Origin of the sequence: Streptomyces sp. CB02980, assembly GCF_014451325.2 — a bacterium.
In the GTDB taxonomy this organism is placed as follows: Bacteria; Actinomycetota; Actinomycetes; order Streptomycetales; family Streptomycetaceae; genus Streptomyces.
Genome location: NZ_JACSCH020000006.1, coordinates 42,592 through 57,710, shown reverse-complemented (window position 1 = coordinate 57,710; position 15,119 = coordinate 42,592). Strand labels below are relative to the sequence as shown.

Sequence of the window (15,119 nt, the reverse complement as noted above, 5' to 3'; positions counted from 1 at the left end):
GGCTCGGCCGCTTGGAGCAGCCCCGGTGGTCGCGGTCCGGGGCCGCTCCTAGCGTGGGTGGGGCAGTTCCACGGGAACCGGGACACCAGGAAAGAGACCCACGATGGCGGACACCGACGCGATGGCCGAGACGACCTCCGAGGGCAGCAGCGGCCTGGTCGGGCTGGGGGTGACCGGCGTCGCCGGGTACGCCCGTCCGGCCCCTCGGGACGTGACGAAGGAGCTGGAGACCCGCGCGGGCGTGCTCGGTGTCGGGGAGGCGTCCACGCACTCTCCCGGAGTGGCCGGATTCGGTGAGACCGGCGTGATCGGCAGCGGATCCACGTGCGGAGTGCTCGGCCGCGGGGAGACCGGCGTGCGGGGCGAGACGCTCTTCAGCGAAGGCGTTCACGGGGTGTCGAAGGCGACCGGCGCGGGAGTCGTCGGGGAGAGCAAGGACGGCCCCGGAGTCATCGCGGCGAGCAAGAGCGAGGTCGGCCTCCGCGCCGGGTCCGACACGGAAGTGGGCGGCGTCTTCAGCTCGGTGAAGGGTGCCCAGATCGAGCTCTCGCCACGGCTGGCCGACGCCCCGGAGACCGTCGCGCCGCTGCCCGAGGCGGGACGGCTCGGCCAGCTCGCCGTCCTGAGCGACGACGCCGTGACCTGCCGCCTCTACCTGTGCGTGGAGGCCCAGGAAGGAGCCCCGGCCCGCTGGGCCGCGGTCCAGCTGGGCGACCCGGTCGAGGGCCGCTCCTCCTAGGGGGTGTCGTGCCGATCAGGCCGGGCTCGGCAAGACACCCCCTGGAGCCCGATCGTCCCCAGCCCACCGGACCCGCGGTGACGGGCCCGTCCCCCACTTCCGAGGAGCCGCCATGGCCGCCCTGGAGCCCCTCCCCGCCGGAACGATCCTGGTCAGTGACGCCAAGGCCTTCGGTTGCGCCGGCGCGGTGTTCCGCATCGACCCGGTGACCGGTGAGCAGCACACGCTCGCCGTGGCCGGCGACCTCCAGGGGGCGACCGGGATCGCCCTGGAGGCCGATGGCAGTGTCCTGATCAGCAAGGACCGGTTCTTCCCGGGGACCGGTGTGCTGCTTCGGCTGCCCGTGGGCACCGGAACACAGACCGAGGTGACATCCGGCGGAAAGTTCGCCACGCCGGGTGCCGTGGCCGTCGAGGCCGACGGGCGCATCCTGATCGCCGACGCCTGGTCCGGAGGTTTCGGAGCGGTGCTCCGGGTCGATCCCGCCACGGGTGAGCAGACCGTCCTGTCGGCGGGGGACGGGGAGGGCGACTCCCCACCGCGGCCCGTGATGCTGTGCACGGCCCCGGACGGAGCGATCCTCGTCACCGAACAGAACAGGCTGGGCGGTGAGGACCTCTCGTCCCGAGTGGTCCGTGTCCACCCGGTCACCGGGGCGCGGACGACGGTGACCTCGGGCGGTGAGCTGCGCAGCCCGATCGGGGTGGCGGTCGACGGCGACGGAGGCATCCTGGTCGCCGACGCCAATGCCTTCGCCGGCTTCGGCGGTGGAGTGCTCAGGGTGGATCCCGTCAGCGGGACTCAGACCACCGTGTCCTCCGGCGGCGGCTTCGTCGGCCCGTACGCGATCGCCGTCGAGGCCGACGGCAGTCTGCTGGTGACCGACAACGATGCCCTGAACGGCGTGGGCACCCTGTTCCGGGTGAACCCCACGACCGGGGAGCAGCAGGTGCTCTCCTCCGGCGGCGTCTTCGGGTTCCTGACCGGGGTGGCGGTCGTACCGACGTACTCGGGGTGAGGGGCCGCACGGCCGGGGCGGGGGAGCGGTGGGACCGGGACGGAGCGACGCCCGGACCGGGTCGGGTTCCCGGCCGCCGCACGGACCGGACCGGGTCGGGTTCCCGGCCGCCGCACGGACCGGGGCGGGGAGCGGTGGGGACCGGGGCGCAGCGGCCTGTCGGCCGGGTCGGGTTCCCGGCGCGGACGGGGCGTTCCGCCATGCGGGACGCGGGTCCACCCGGCGGGACGGAACGGCAGGATGATCCCGTGACCGTCATCCACATCCCCGGCTCCAAGTCCGTCACCGCACGCGCGCTCTTCCTCGCCGCCGCGGCCGAAGGCACCACCACCCTCCTCCGGCCCCTCGTCTCCGACGACACCGAGGGCTTCGCCGAGGGGCTGACCGCCCTCGGCTATGCCGTCCGCCGTGAGAGCGACGCCTGGCACATCGAGGGCCGCCCCGCCGGCCCCGGCGCGGACTCCGCCGACGTCTACTGCCGCGACGGCGCCACCACCGCCCGCTTCCTGCCCACCCTCGCCGCCGCCGGCCACGGCACCTACCGTTTCGACGCCTCCGCCCAGATGCGACGGCGCCCCCTGGGCCCGCTCAGCACCGCCCTGCGCGAGCTCGGCGTCGACCTGCGGCACGGAGGGCAGGAGGGGCACCATCCCCTCGACGTCCACGCCCACGGCGTGAAGGGCGGCGCGCTCACCCTCGACGCCGGCCAGTCCTCCCAGTACCTGACGGCCCTCCTCATGCTGGGCCCGCTCACCGCCGAGGGCCTCGACATCACCGTCACCGACCTGGTCTCGGAGCCGTACGTCGAGATCACCCTCGCGATGATGCGCGACTTCGGTGCCGAGATCGGCGAGGAGCGAAGCCGGGACGGCGGCCGTACCTACCGCGTCGCCCCCACCGGCTACCGCGCCCGTACCTACGGCATCGAGCCCGACGCCTCCACCGCCAGCTACTTCTTCGCCGCCGCCGCCCTCGAACCCGGCCGCTCCGTCACCGTCCCCGGTCTCGGCACCGGCGCCCTCCAGGGAGACCTCGGCTTCGTCGACGTGCTGCGCCGCATGGGCGCCGATGTCGACATCACCGCCACGGGCACCACCGTCCGCTCCACCGGCACCCTGCGCGGCCTCACGGTCAACATGCGGGACATCTCCGACACGATGCCGACCCTCGCCGCCCTCGCGCCCTTCGCCGACGGCCCGGTCCGCATCGAGGACGTGGCCAACACCCGGGTCAAGGAGTGCGACCGCCTCGACGCCTGTGCCGAGAACCTGCGCCGCCTCGGCATCACCGTCGAGACCGGCCCCGACTGGATCGAGATCCACCCCGGAACGCCTGCCGGACCCGTCGAGATCGCCACCCACGGCGACCACCGGATCGTCATGTCGTTCGCGGTCACAGCCCTGCGCACGCCCGGCATCACCTTCGACGACCCCGGCTGTGTGAAGAAGACGTTCCCCGACTTCCACCGGGTCTTCGACACGTTCGTCCACACCCCGTGAAGACCGCGCGGCGTTTGCGGCAAGAATGGGGGGCATGAGCGACCGCCCCTCTCCTCTCGCCGACCCCCATCTCGCCTTCGACGTCTCCGAAGGACGCCGGGACATCGTCGTCCTCGGCTCGACCGGGTCCATCGGCACGCAGGCCATCGACCTGGTGCTGCGCAACCCCGACCGCTTCCGGGTCACCGCCCTGGCCGCCTCGGGCGGCCGGGTCGCGCTGCTCGCCGAGCAGGCGCACCGGCTGAAGGTCGCCGCGGTCGCCGTGGCCCGCGAGGACGTGGTGGAGGAGCTCCGTACGGCCCTGAAGGCGCTGTACGGCTCCGAGCCGCTGCCCGAGATCCTCGCCGGCCCCGACGCGGCCACCCAGCTCGCCGCCTCGCCGTGCCACACCGTCCTGAACGGCATCACCGGCTCCATCGGCCTCGCGCCGACCCTGGCCGCCCTCGAAGCCGGCCGTACCCTCGCGCTGGCCAACAAGGAGTCGCTGATCGTCGGCGGCCCCCTGGTGAAGGCGCTCGCGAAGCCCGGTCAGATCATCCCGGTCGACTCCGAGCACGCGGCCCTCTTCCAGGCGCTCGCCGCGGGCACCCGCGCCGACGTCCGCAAGCTGGTCGTCACCGCCTCGGGCGGCCCGTTCCGCGGCCGTACGCGCGCGCAGCTCGCCGATGTCACCCGCGAGGACGCGCTCGCCCACCCGACCTGGGCCATGGGCCCGGTGATCACGGTGAACAGCGCCACGCTGGTCAACAAGGGCCTGGAGGTCATCGAGGCGCACCTCCTCTACGACATCCCCTTCGACCGCATCGAGGTCGTCGTCCACCCGCAGTCGTACGTGCACTCGATGGTCGAGTTCACCGACGGGTCCACGCTCGCCCAGGCCACCCCGCCGGACATGGGCGGCCCGATCGCCATCGGCATCGGCTGGCCCGAGCGGGTCCCGGACGCGGCCCCCGCCTTCGACTGGAGCAAGGCCTCCACCTGGGAGTTCTTCCCGCTCGACACCGAGGCGTTCCCGTCGGTCGGCCTGGCCCGGCACGTCGGCGAGCTGGGCGGCACGGCCCCCGCCGTCTTCAACGCGGCCAACGAGGAGTGCGTCGAGGCCTTTCTCGCCGGACGGCTGCCGTTCAACGGAATCATGGATACGGTCACAGCGGTCGTCGCGGAGCACGGCGTTCCCGCCGCGGGAACCTCCCTCACCGTGCCGGACGTCCTCGAAGCGGAGACCTGGGCGCGCGCCCGGGCCCGAGAGCTCGCAGCGAAGGCAACAGCGGAGGCCCGCGCATGACCGAAATGCTCCTGTACATCCTGGGCCTCGTGCTGTTCGCCCTCGGCCTCCTCGTCTCCATCGCCTGGCACGAGCTGGGCCACCTCTCCACGGCCAAGCTCTTCGGCATCCGCGTGCCGCAGTACATGGTCGGCTTCGGCCCCACGATCTGGTCGAAGAAGCGCGGCGAGACCGAGTACGGCATCAAGGCCATCCCCGCCGGCGGCTACATCCGCATGATCGGCATGTTCCCGCCGGGTGAGGACGGCAAGATCGAGGCCCGCTCCACCTCGCCCTGGCGCTCGATGATCGAGGACGCCCGGGAGGCCTCGTACGAGGAGCTCAAGCCCGGCGACGAGACCCGGCTCTTCTACACGCGCAAGCCGTGGAAGCGCGTGATCGTGATGTTCGCCGGGCCGTTCATGAACCTGGTCCTGGCGGTGGCGCTGTTCTTCGGCTCGATGATGACGCTGGGCATCGAGGGTCAGACCACCCAGGTCGCGGGCGTCCAGAAGTGCGTGATCGAGCAGGACGAGAAGCGCGACAAGTGCGCCGCGGGCGACCCCGTCTCCCCGGCCTTCAAGGCCGGCCTGAAGGACGGCGACAAGATCGTCGCCTTCAACGGCACGCCGGTGAGCGACTGGGACACCCTCTCCGACCGCATCCGCGACACCATCGGCCCCGCGACGATCACCGTCGAGCGGGCCGGGCAGCGCCTGGAGCTGCACCCCGACCTCGTCGCCAACAAGGTGCTGGCGAAGGACGAGGACGGCAAGGTCGTCCAGCCGGTCAGGTACGTCGACGCCGGCTACCTCGGCTTCGCCTCCAGGACCGAGGTCGCGCCCCTCGGCTTCGGCGAGACCACCGACCGCATGGGCGACCTCCTGGAGAACGGCGTCCACTCGGTCATCGCCCTCCCGGGCAAGATCCCCGGCCTGTGGGACGCCACCTTCGGCGACGGCGAGCGTGCGGACGACTCGCCGGTCGGCGTCGTCGGCGCCGCCCGCATCACCGGTGAACTGATGACCGTCGAGGCCCCGCCGACGACGATCCTCGTGATGTTCATGAACCTGCTCGTCGGGTTCAACGTGTCGCTGTTCCTGTTCAACATGCTCCCGCTGCTGCCGCTCGACGGAGGTCACATCGCGGGTGCCCTGTGGGAGTCCGTACGCCGTCACACGGCCCGGATCTTCAGGCGCCCCGACCCGGGCCCCTTCGACGTGGCGAAGCTGATGCCCGCCGCGTACGTGGTGGCCGGAGTCTTCGTCTGCTTCACGCTGCTCGTCCTCGCCGCCGACCTCGTCAACCCGGTGAAGATCACGTAGTCCACAGGGGGGCCGGACACCGTGGTGTCCGGCCCCCCGCCCCCGGGGCGGTAACCTCGGAGACCTGAGCCCGCCGACGCACAACCTTGAGGTTGCACAGAAGATGACCGCGATTTCTCTCGGTATCCCGACCGTCCCGACCCGGCTCGCCGAGCGGCGCAAGAGCCGCCAGATCCAGGTCGGCAGCGTGGCCGTCGGCGGTGACGCACCCGTCTCCGTGCAGTCGATGACCACGACCCGCACGTCCGACATCGGCGCCACGCTGCAGCAGATCGCCGAGCTGACGGCCTCCGGCTGCCAGATCGTGCGCGTGGCCTGCCCCACCCAGGACGACGCCGACGCCCTCGCGGTCATCGCGCAGAAGTCGCAGATCCCGGTGATCGCCGACATCCACTTCCAGCCGAAGTACGTCTTCGCGGCGATCGACGCCGGCTGCGCGGCCGTCCGCGTCAACCCCGGCAACATCAAGCAGTTCGACGACAAGGTCAAGGAGATCGCCAAGGCGGCCTCCGACGCCCGCACCCCGATCCGCATCGGCGTCAACGCCGGCTCGCTCGACGCACGCCTGCTCAAGAAGTACGGCAGGGCCACCCCCGAGGCGCTCGTCGAGTCCGCCCTCTGGGAGGCCGGCCTCTTCGAGGAGCACGGCTTCCGCGACATCAAGATCTCGGTCAAGCACAACGACCCGGTCGTCATGGTCGAGGCCTACCGCCAGCTCGCCGCCCAGTGCGACTACCCGCTGCACCTCGGCGTCACCGAGGCGGGCCCGGCCTTCCAGGGCACCATCAAGTCGGCCGTCGCCTTCGGCGCGCTGCTGTCCCAGGGCATCGGCGACACCATCCGCGTCTCCCTCTCCGCGCCGCCGGCCGAGGAGATCAAGGTCGGCATGCAGATCCTGGAGTCGCTGAACCTGCGCCAGCGCCGCCTGGAGATCGTCTCCTGCCCGTCCTGCGGCCGCGCCCAGGTCGACGTCTACAAGCTCGCGGAGGAGGTCACCGCCGGCCTCGACGGCATGACCGTCCCGCTGCGCGTCGCCGTCATGGGCTGCGTCGTCAACGGCCCGGGCGAGGCCCGCGAGGCCGACCTCGGCGTCGCCTCCGGCAACGGCAAGGGCCAGATCTTCGTGAAGGGCGAGGTCATCAAGACCGTGCCCGAGTCGAAGATCGTCGAGACCCTCATCGAAGAGGCCCTGAAGATCGCCGAGCAGATGGAGAAGGACGGCGTCGCCAGCGGCGAACCGTCGGTCGCCGTCGCGGGCTGAGCGTTCCGGCTCGTCCCGAAGCCCCGGCTCCTTCCGAAGCCCCGGCTCGTCCCGAAGCCCCCTCCTCCCTCCGGGGACGAGGGGGCTTCGCGTGCGCGGAGGGCCCCGCCACAGGCGAGAGGGGTAAAGTGCGGAGACCACGTAGAACCGTACGGTGAGGCCCCCTTCGTGCTGACACAACCCGCCACCCGGGTCCTCGAACCCGCCGACCTCGGCGCCGCACTCGCCGTTCTGGAGAGCGCCCCCGTCGAGAACGCCTTCGTGACCGCCCGCGTCCAGGTCGCCGGGCTCGATCCCTGGCGGCTCGGCGGCGAGATGTGGGGCTGGTACAGCGAGGGGCGACTGCGGTCGCTCTGCTACTCCGGTGCCAACCTCGTGCCGCTCTGCGCGACGCCCGAGGCCGTTCGCGCCTTCGCCGACCGGGCGCGCAGGACCGGCCGTCGCTGTTCCTCGATCGTCGGGCCCGCCGAGCCCACCACCGAGCTGTGGCGGCTCCTGGAGCCCAGCTGGGGCCCCGCGCGGGACGTCCGAGCCCGGCAGCCGCTGATGGTCGCCGAGGAGCCCTCCGTGACCGTCGCGCCCGACCCGCTCGTGCGCCGCGTCCGCAAGGACGAGATGGACGTGATCATGCCCGCGTGCGTGGCCATGTTCACCGAGGAGGTCGGCGTCTCCCCGCTCGCCAACGACGGCGGACTGCTCTACCAGGCCCGGGTCGCCGAGCTCGTCGGCGCCGGCCGCTCCTTCGCCCGCATCGAGGACGGCAAGGTGATCTTCAAGGCGGAGATCGGCGCCGCCACCCGCCAGGCCTGCCAGATCCAGGGCGTCTGGGTCGCCCCCGAGCACCGCGGCAAGGGCCTCTCCGAGTCGGGCATGGCCGCCGTCCTCCAGTACGCCCTGGCGGACATCGCGCCCGTCGTCAGCCTGTACGTGAACGACTACAACACCCCGGCGAGGGCCTCGTACCTCCGTGTCGGCTTCCAGGAGACCGGTGCCTTCATGAGTGTGCTGTTCTGAGGCCCCGGCCGCTTGTAGGGTGCGCCGCATGGATGACGCACAGGTCATGATCGGACCGGTCAATCTCGCCGCCCGGGTGGACGAGGCACTCGCCGTGCAGGCGCTCGCCTTCGGCCTGGACGAGGAAGAGATCGCCGTACGCCGCCACATCGTGCTGCGCCACCTGCTGAACCCCGGCGCCCGCGCCTACGGGGCCACCACCCCCGAGGGGAGACTCGTCGGGTTCGTGTACGGGATGCCCAACGACCGGGGCCACTGGTGGTCCACCGTCGTCGAGTCGTATCTCCGCGCCACCGGCACCGTCGACTGGCTCGACGACTCCTTCGTGATCACCGAACTCCACGTCCACCCGGCCTACCAGGGGCGCGGTGTGGGCCGCGAGCTGATCACCACCATCACCGACGAGTCCGCCCAACAGCGCTCGATCCTCTCCGCGATCGACACCGACAGCCCGGCCCGCGGCCTCTACCGCTCCCTCGGCTACCAGGACCTCGCCCGCCAGGTGCACTTCCCGAGCGCGGTCCGCCCGTACGCGGTCATGGGCGCGTCCCTGCCGCTCAAGCGCCGGAACTGATTTCTCCGACCCGGGGAGGCCCGGCTAATCTCGGGGCCATCATCCTTACCCGGCAGGAGTACGAGAACCATGGCCAACGCACCGGTCCAGCGCATGTCCCAGTTGATGGCGAAGACGCTGCGCGACGACCCGGCCGACGCCGAGGTCCTCAGCCACAAGCTCCTCGTCCGCGCCGGCTACGTGCGCCGCACCGCCGCCGGCATCTGGAGCTGGCTGCCCCTCGGCAAGAAGGTCCTCTCCAACATCGAGCGCATCGTCCGCGAGGAGATGGACGCGATCGGCGCGCAGGAGGTCACCCTCCCCGCGCTGCTGCCGCGTGAGCCGTACGAGGCGACGGGCCGCTGGAACGAGTACGGTGCCGAGCTCTTCCGTCTCCAGGACCGCAAGGGCGGCGACTACCTCCTCGGCCCGACGCACGAGGAGATCTTCACGCTCCTGGTCAAGGACCAGTGCTCGTCGTACAAGGACCTGCCGGTCATCCTGTACCAGATCCAGAACAAGTTCCGTGACGAGGCCCGCCCCCGCGCCGGCATCCTGCGCGGCCGCGAGTTCCTCATGAAGGACTCGTACTCCTTCGACACGGAGGACGCGGGCCTCGCCCAGTCCTACGCCCTGCACCGCCAGGCCTACCAGCGGGTCTTCGAGCGCCTCGGCCTCGACTACCGCATCGTCGCGGCCACCGCCGGCGCCATGGGCGGCTCGAAGTCCGAGGAGTTCCTGGCCCCGGCCGAGGCCGGCGAGGACACCTTCGCCGACTGCCCGAACTGCGACTTCGCGGCGAACACCGAGGCGATCTCGTACGAGCTCAAGCCGGTCGACGGCTCGGCCGTCGCCGCCGCCGAGGAGATCCCCACCCCGGACACCCCGACGATCGAGACCCTGGCCGCCTCCCTCGGCGTCCCGGCCTCCGCCACGCTGAAGAACCTCCTCGTGAAGGTCGACGGCGAGATCGTCGCCGTCGGCGTCCCCGGCGACCGCGAGGTCGACCTGGGCAAGGTCGAGGAGCACTTCGCGCCGGCGACCGTCGAGATGGTCACCGAGACCGACTTCGCCGAGCGCGCCGACCTCGTACGGGGCTACGTCGGCCCGCAGGGCCTGGAGAAGGTCACGTACATCGCCGACCCGCGCGTGGCGCCCGGCACCGCGTGGATCACGGGTGCCAACAAGGACGGCATGCACGCGAAGAACGTCGTCGCGGGCCGTGACTTCGAGGTCGAGGAGTACGTCGACGTCGTCGTCGTGCAGGAGGGCGACCCGTGCCCCAAGTGCGGCACCGGCCTCAAGCTGGACCGCGCCATCGAGATCGGCCACATCTTCCAGCTGGGCCGCAAGTACGCCGACGCCCTCAAGCTCGACGTCCTCGGCCAGAACGGCAAGCCGGTCCGCGTGACCATGGGCTCGTACGGCATCGGCGTCTCGCGCGCCGTCGCCGCGCTGGCGGAGCAGACGGCCGACGAGAAGGGCCTGTGCTGGCCGGCCGAGGTCGCCCCGGCCGACGTCCACGTCGTCGCCGCGGGCAAGGCCCTCCAGACGGAGCTGGCCCTCGAGGTCTCCGACAAGCTGTCCGCCGCGGGCCTCCGCGTCCTGGTCGACGACCGCGCGGGCGTCTCGCCCGGCGTCAAGTTCACCGACGCGGAGCTCATGGGCGTCCCGAAGATCCTGGTCGCCGGCCGCCGCTCGGCGGAGGGCGTCGTGGAGCTGAAGGACCGCCGGACGGGCGACCGCGAGGAACTGACCGTCGACGAGGCGCTCGCCCGCCTGACCGCCTGACGGCGGGAGACATGAGGGAGGGGCGGGGGCCCGAGGCCCCCGCCCCTCCCTCATGTAGGACGCTCAGGCGCCGTCCTCCGGTGGTGCCGGTTCCACCGACGCTCCCGTCAGGTCACCCACCGGCTCCACCCCCTCCGCCGCATGGGCCGCGCCCTTCAGGTACGCGTCACTGACCGGCGGCGTCGACGTGGTCGGCGCCACGGCAGGTGCCTCGCTCACGGCGGCCGCCGGCCCCACCGTCGACCGTTCCAGGAATCGCAACAGCTCCACCGGGAACGGCAGTACCAGCGTCGAGTTCTTCTCCGCCGCGACGGCCACCACCGTCTGCAGCAGCCGCAGCTGCAGCGCCGCCGGCTGGTCGGACATGACCGCCGCCGCCTCCGCCAGCTTCTTCGAGGCCTGGAGCTCGGCGTCCGCGTTGATCACCCGCGCCCGGCGTTCCCGGTCCGCCTCCGCCTGCCGTGCCATCGAGCGCTTCATCGTCTCCGGCAGGGACACGTCCTTGATCTCGACCCGGTCGATCTGCACGCCCCAGCCGATCGCGGGGGAGTCAAGCATCAGTTCCAGGCCCTGGTTGAGCTTCTCCCTGTTCGACAGCAGGTCGTCGAGATCGCTCTTGCCGATGATCGACCGCAGGGACGTCTGTGCCATCTGCGATACCGCGAACTTGTAGTCCTCGACCCGGATCAGCGCCTCCGCCGCGTCGACGACCTTGAAGTAGACGACCGCGTCGACCCGCACCGTCACGTTGTCCCGCGTGATGCCCTCCTGCGCGGGCACGGGCATCGTGACGATCTGCATGTTCACCTTGTGGAGGCGGTCCACACCCGGAACGATCATCGTGAAGCCGGGCGCGCGCACGTTGTCGCGCAGCCGCCCGAAGCGGAAGACGACTCCTCGCTCGTACTGCTTCACGACCCGCGCGGCGGCGCCCGCGTACACGGCGATCGCCGCCGCCGCGCCGGCCGCCGCCACCAGCAGCTCTTCGATCATCACGGCCCCCTGGATTGAGCCGAACGGTACAGAAAGGGTATTCCCCTACAGCCAGCTCGCGAACTCCAGGAGCAGCTCGGCATCCTGCCGGCGCCCCGCCGTCAGCGCCCGCGTGCCCGACTCGACCGCGCGGAACAGCGTCCAGCCGCGCAGCCGCTCCCGGTCCAGGTCCAGGGAGTCCGCCAGCCTGTTGACCCGCCGCCGGGCCGCCGAGGCACCCGAGGACGCGGCCACCAGGTCCTCCACCCGGTCCCGTACGAGCCGGGCGAGGTCGTACGCCCGCTCGCCGACCAGCGGCTCCGGGCCCACGGCGAGCCAGGGCGCCCGGTCACCGCCGAGCACCTTGCCCTGCCGGAAGTTCCCGTGCAGCAGCAGCGTCTCCGAGGCGCCGGTCACCAGCTCCTCCCGCGCCGCGAGCGCCGCCGTCGTCAGCTCGGCGGTCGCCGCCCCCGTCAGGTGGGGGACCATCGCCGCCGCCTGCCGGGCGGTCCGCTCGGCCACCGTCTCGAAGCCGTGTTCCGCCGCCGGCTCGACCCACAGCTTGCGTACGGTCCCGGCCGCCTCCAGGAGCGCCTTCGCCTCCGGGAGCGAGCGCAGCGAGACCTCGGGGTGCAGCCGTTCGAGGACGAGCGCGCCCTCCGCGGCCTCGTCGAGGAGCTGGACCGCGCCCCAGCCGTTCCAGTGCGCGAGCGCGTCCCGCTCCAGGTCCGGCCGGGCGAACGCGGGCGCGATCTTGAGCGCGGCGGGGGAGCCGTCGGACCGCCGGACGAGCACGACCAGGCTGCTGCGTCCGCCGGGTGCCATCACCCGTTCGCTGTCCAGGGAGGCGTGGTCGAGCACCTGACCGGCGAGCTCGGGCAGTCTCCCGAGCCACTCGGCCGCCGCGGCGTCCCCGTACGTCTCACCGAGCGTCCTGATCAGTCGCTGCGGCGGTTCGAAACCCATGCGTACGTTGTTCCTTCGGTCGGGGCGGGGCTCACACCCGCTCGGCGAGCCCAGGAAAGGTTACGTCGCTGCCGCGCCAGCGGACCGCGCGTACCGCCGCCTCCCGCAGCGCGGCGGCCGCCTCACGGCGCCGAGGGCCCTCGGTGGCCCGGACGAGGTCGGAGTAGACCCCGGCCACCCGGTCCTCCAGGACGGCCGCGAGCCGTACGGCGCCGGCCGGGTCCGCGACCCGGAAGGGCAGCTCGTACGCGGCCTCCGCCACCACCGGCGTGCCGCCGAGGTCGCGCACGCTCCGGCGCAGCGTGTCCCGGCGCGCCCGGTGCGCCTCGTACGCGGCGGTGGCCTCGGCCCGTCGTTCCGTACCGATCCGGCCGCCGACGACCCCGTACCCGTACACCGCCGCGTGTTCGGCGGCCAGCGCGGCCTGGGTCGCGTCGAGGGCGCTCATGCCCGGGCTCCTTCGGTCAGCAGATAGGCGTGGGCGGCGCCGGCGGCGGCCACGGAGGCCAGCAGCCGGGCGTACTCGGGCGGGGCGGTGACCAGGGCGGCGGTGTGGGCGTCGGCGGCCGTGCGTTCGGCCGCCGCGAGCTCCTTCAGGGCCGTCCGGGGGTCGGCCGCGACGGGCACGGGGGGCGCGGTGGGCCGCACGGAGGCGGAGGCGGAAGCGGTGGCGGTGGCGGACGGTGACGGTGCGGCCGTCGCCGGGCGCACCGTCGTGCCGCCCTCGCCGAGCGCCTTGGCGTGCGCCGCCACGGAGCGTCGCAGCGGGGTCAGCCGGGGCGCGAGGGCCGGGTGGGCGGCGAGCGCCGCGTCGTAACGTTCCAGCAGGGTCCTGGAGGCGGTCACGGAGCGCAGCCGCAGCGCGGCCTCGGCCCGCGCCACCCGTTCGGCCTCCACCTCGGCAGCGCTGGGCTTCCGGGGACCCGGGTCCTCCGAGGCGGTGCAGCCCGTGAGCGCCGCCGCGGCGGCGGCCGAGACCCCCGCCGTCAGGAGTGCGCGCCTGCCCGTCGTCGTCACGCTCTCTCCCTCAGCTGTGGTACGTCGTCGAAGATCGTCGGGATCACCGCAGGCGAGCGTACCCGCGGGCCCCGGGGCGGTGGACGGCAACACCCTCCCGGACCGGATACCCTTTGGTCTGACACGCGAGGAAAACGCGACGAACCCACAACAGCACACGCGGCCGAGGAGTCACCCGGATGAGCACCACCCAGAGCGACAGGCTGCGCGGACTCGTGGAGCCGCTCGTCCACGCGAGGGACCTGGATCTCGAGGAGATCGAGGTGTCCCGGGCCGGCCGCCGCGGACTGCTGAGGATCGTCGTCGATTCGGACGAGGGCGTGGAACTGGACGCCTGTGCCGAGCTGAGCCGCGCGATCTCCGAGAAGCTCGACGAGACCGACGCGATGGGCGAGGGCGAGTACGTCCTCGAAGTCAGCTCCCCCGGCGCCGACCGCCCGCTGACCGAGCACCGCCACTACGTGCGGGCCATCGGCCGCCTCGCCAAGCTCCAGCTGACCACCGACGGCGCCGCCGAGGAACTGGTCGCGCGGATCCTGGCCGTGGACGAGGACGGCCTCGACCTCGAAGTGCCGGGCGTGAAGGGGCGCAAGCCCACCGCCCGCCGGGTCGCGTTCGCCGACATCGCCAAGGCGCGTGTCGAGATCGAGTTCAACCGCAAGGACAAGAAGGAAGAGGAGGCGTAGCCGTGGACATCGACGTGAAGCTGCTCAAGGGCTTGGCGAATGAGAAGGAGATCTCCTTCGACCTGCTGGTCGAGGCGATCGAGTCGGCCCTCCTCATCGCCTACCACCGCACCCCCGACGCCCGCCGCCACGCGCGCGTGGAGCTGAACCGGCAGACCGGTCACGTGACGGTGTGGGCGAAGGAAGACCCCTCCGATCTGGAGGAGGGCCAGGAGCCCAAGGACTTCGACGACACCCCGTCGGACTTCGGCCGGATCGCGGCGAGCACCGCCCGTCAGGTGATCCAGCAGCGTCTGCGGGACGCCGAGAACGACGTGACGTTCGGCGAGTACGCTCGCCGCGAGGGCGACGTCGTCGCCGGTGTCGTGCAGCAGGGCAAGGACCCGAAGAACGTCCTGGTCCGTCTGGACGACAAGCTGGAAGCCATTCTTCCGGTGCAGGAGCAGGTGCCGGGCGAGGACTACACGCACGGTCTGCGGCTGCGGACGTACGTCGTCCGGGTGGCGAAGGGTGTCCGCGGTCCGTCCGTCACCCTTTCGCGCACCCACCCCAATCTGGTGAAGAAGCTTTTCGCCCTCGAGGTGCCGGAGATCGCCGACGGCTCGGTCGAGATCGCGGCCATCGCCCGTGAGGCCGGTCACCGCACCAAGATCGCCGTCCGTTCCACCCGTTCGGGCCTGAACCCCAAGGGCGCCTGCATCGGCCCGATGGGCAGCCGCGTCCGCAACGTGATGGCGGAGCTGCTCGGCGAGAAGATCGACATCGTCGACTGGTCGGACGACCCGGCCGAGATGGTGGCGAACGCGCTCTCCCCGGCGCGGGTGTCCCGGGTCGAGGTCGTCGACATGATGGCCCGCTCCGCGCGCGTGACGGTGCCGGACTACCAGCTGTCGCTGGCGATCGGCAAGGAGGGCCAGAACGCCCGCCTCGCCGCGCGTCTCACCGGCTGGCGGATCGACATCCGTCCCGACACCGAGCCGAGCGGTCCGGAGGACTGAGACCGTTTTTGGCCAA

The 15,119-nt window shown here is 72.1% G+C and carries 15 protein-coding genes; 11 read left to right on the top strand and 4 right to left on the bottom strand.

Translation table 11 applies throughout. The features are described from left to right. The first annotated feature begins 103 nt into the window (after positions 1-103). The 9 genes from E0F75_RS14720 to E0F75_RS14680 all read left to right on the top strand — a co-directional run bounded on the left by E0F75_RS14720 (position 104) and on the right by E0F75_RS14680 (position 10,464). Complete coding sequence (locus E0F75_RS14720) at positions 104-739, top strand: PE-PGRS family protein (RefSeq protein WP_187622990.1); 636 nt, start codon at positions 104-106, stop codon at positions 737-739. A gap of 112 nt (positions 740-851) precedes the next feature. Next, complete coding sequence (locus E0F75_RS14715) at positions 852-1,757, top strand: hypothetical protein (RefSeq protein ID WP_187622989.1); 906 nt, start codon at positions 852-854, stop codon at positions 1,755-1,757. A 248-nt stretch (positions 1,758-2,005) separates the two neighbouring features. Then, the gene (gene aroA / locus E0F75_RS14710; protein ID WP_187622988.1) at positions 2,006-3,256 is read left to right on the top strand and encodes a 3-phosphoshikimate 1-carboxyvinyltransferase; all 1,251 of its coding nucleotides are present in this window, start codon (positions 2,006-2,008) and stop codon (positions 3,254-3,256) included. A gap of 34 nt (positions 3,257-3,290) precedes the next feature. After that, positions 3,291-4,541, top strand: coding sequence for a 1-deoxy-D-xylulose-5-phosphate reductoisomerase (gene dxr / locus E0F75_RS14705; RefSeq protein ID WP_187622987.1), 1,251 nt, complete (start codon positions 3,291-3,293; stop codon positions 4,539-4,541). After that, positions 4,538-5,845, top strand: coding sequence for an RIP metalloprotease (locus tag E0F75_RS14700; RefSeq protein ID WP_187622986.1), 1,308 nt, complete (start codon positions 4,538-4,540; stop codon positions 5,843-5,845). Before dxr ends, E0F75_RS14700 begins: the two co-directional genes overlap by 4 nt. Positions 5,846-5,948: 103 nt before the next feature. After that, positions 5,949-7,106 carry a flavodoxin-dependent (E)-4-hydroxy-3-methylbut-2-enyl-diphosphate synthase gene (gene ispG / locus E0F75_RS14695; RefSeq protein ID WP_187622985.1) on the top strand — a complete coding sequence of 386 codons (1,158 nt, stop codon included), beginning with the start codon at positions 5,949-5,951 and terminating at the stop codon, positions 7,104-7,106. A 168-nt stretch (positions 7,107-7,274) separates the two neighbouring features. Continuing rightward, positions 7,275-8,120 (top strand): GNAT family N-acetyltransferase, encoded by an 846-nt coding sequence (locus E0F75_RS14690; protein WP_187622984.1) that lies wholly within the window; start codon positions 7,275-7,277, stop codon positions 8,118-8,120. 28 nt (positions 8,121-8,148) lie between these two features. Next, positions 8,149-8,694 (top strand): GNAT family N-acetyltransferase, encoded by a 546-nt coding sequence (locus E0F75_RS14685; RefSeq protein ID WP_187622983.1) that lies wholly within the window; start codon positions 8,149-8,151, stop codon positions 8,692-8,694. A gap of 69 nt (positions 8,695-8,763) precedes the next feature. After that, on the top strand, positions 8,764-10,464 hold the full coding sequence (locus tag E0F75_RS14680) for a proline--tRNA ligase (protein ID WP_187622982.1): 1,701 nt from the start codon (positions 8,764-8,766) through the stop codon (positions 10,462-10,464). Positions 10,465-10,527: 63 nt separating this feature from the next. Here the strand turns inward: E0F75_RS14680 and E0F75_RS14675 are convergent, their stop codons facing one another. From E0F75_RS14675 to E0F75_RS14660, 4 genes are read right to left on the bottom strand one after another with little or no spacing between them, the layout of a single operon-like run. After that, positions 10,528-11,457, bottom strand: coding sequence for a slipin family protein (locus E0F75_RS14675; protein WP_187622981.1), 930 nt, complete (start codon positions 11,455-11,457; stop codon positions 10,528-10,530). Between the two features lie 45 nt (positions 11,458-11,502). Then, positions 11,503-12,402 (bottom strand): aminoglycoside phosphotransferase family protein, encoded by a 900-nt coding sequence (locus E0F75_RS14670; protein ID WP_187622980.1) that lies wholly within the window; start codon positions 12,400-12,402, stop codon positions 11,503-11,505. Positions 12,403-12,433: 31 nt separating this feature from the next. Continuing rightward, positions 12,434-12,850 carry a ferritin-like domain-containing protein gene (locus E0F75_RS14665; protein ID WP_187622979.1) on the bottom strand — a complete coding sequence of 139 codons (417 nt, stop codon included), beginning with the start codon at positions 12,848-12,850 and terminating at the stop codon, positions 12,434-12,436. Beyond that, positions 12,847-13,419: a hypothetical protein gene (locus E0F75_RS14660; RefSeq protein WP_187622978.1), complete on the bottom strand. Its 573-nt coding sequence runs from the start codon at positions 13,417-13,419 to the stop codon at positions 12,847-12,849. The genes E0F75_RS14665 and E0F75_RS14660 overlap by 4 nt, the downstream gene beginning before the upstream one ends. Positions 13,420-13,598: 179 nt before the next feature. Between E0F75_RS14660 and rimP the strand changes: the two genes are divergently transcribed. Further along, on the top strand, positions 13,599-14,105 hold the full coding sequence (gene rimP, locus E0F75_RS14655) for a ribosome maturation factor RimP (protein WP_187622977.1): 507 nt from the start codon (positions 13,599-13,601) through the stop codon (positions 14,103-14,105). Between the two features lie 2 nt (positions 14,106-14,107). After that, positions 14,108-15,103, top strand: a complete 996-nt coding sequence (nusA, locus tag E0F75_RS14650) for a transcription termination factor NusA (RefSeq protein ID WP_187622976.1) — start codon at positions 14,108-14,110, stop codon at positions 15,101-15,103. Positions 15,104-15,119 lie beyond the last annotated feature (16 nt).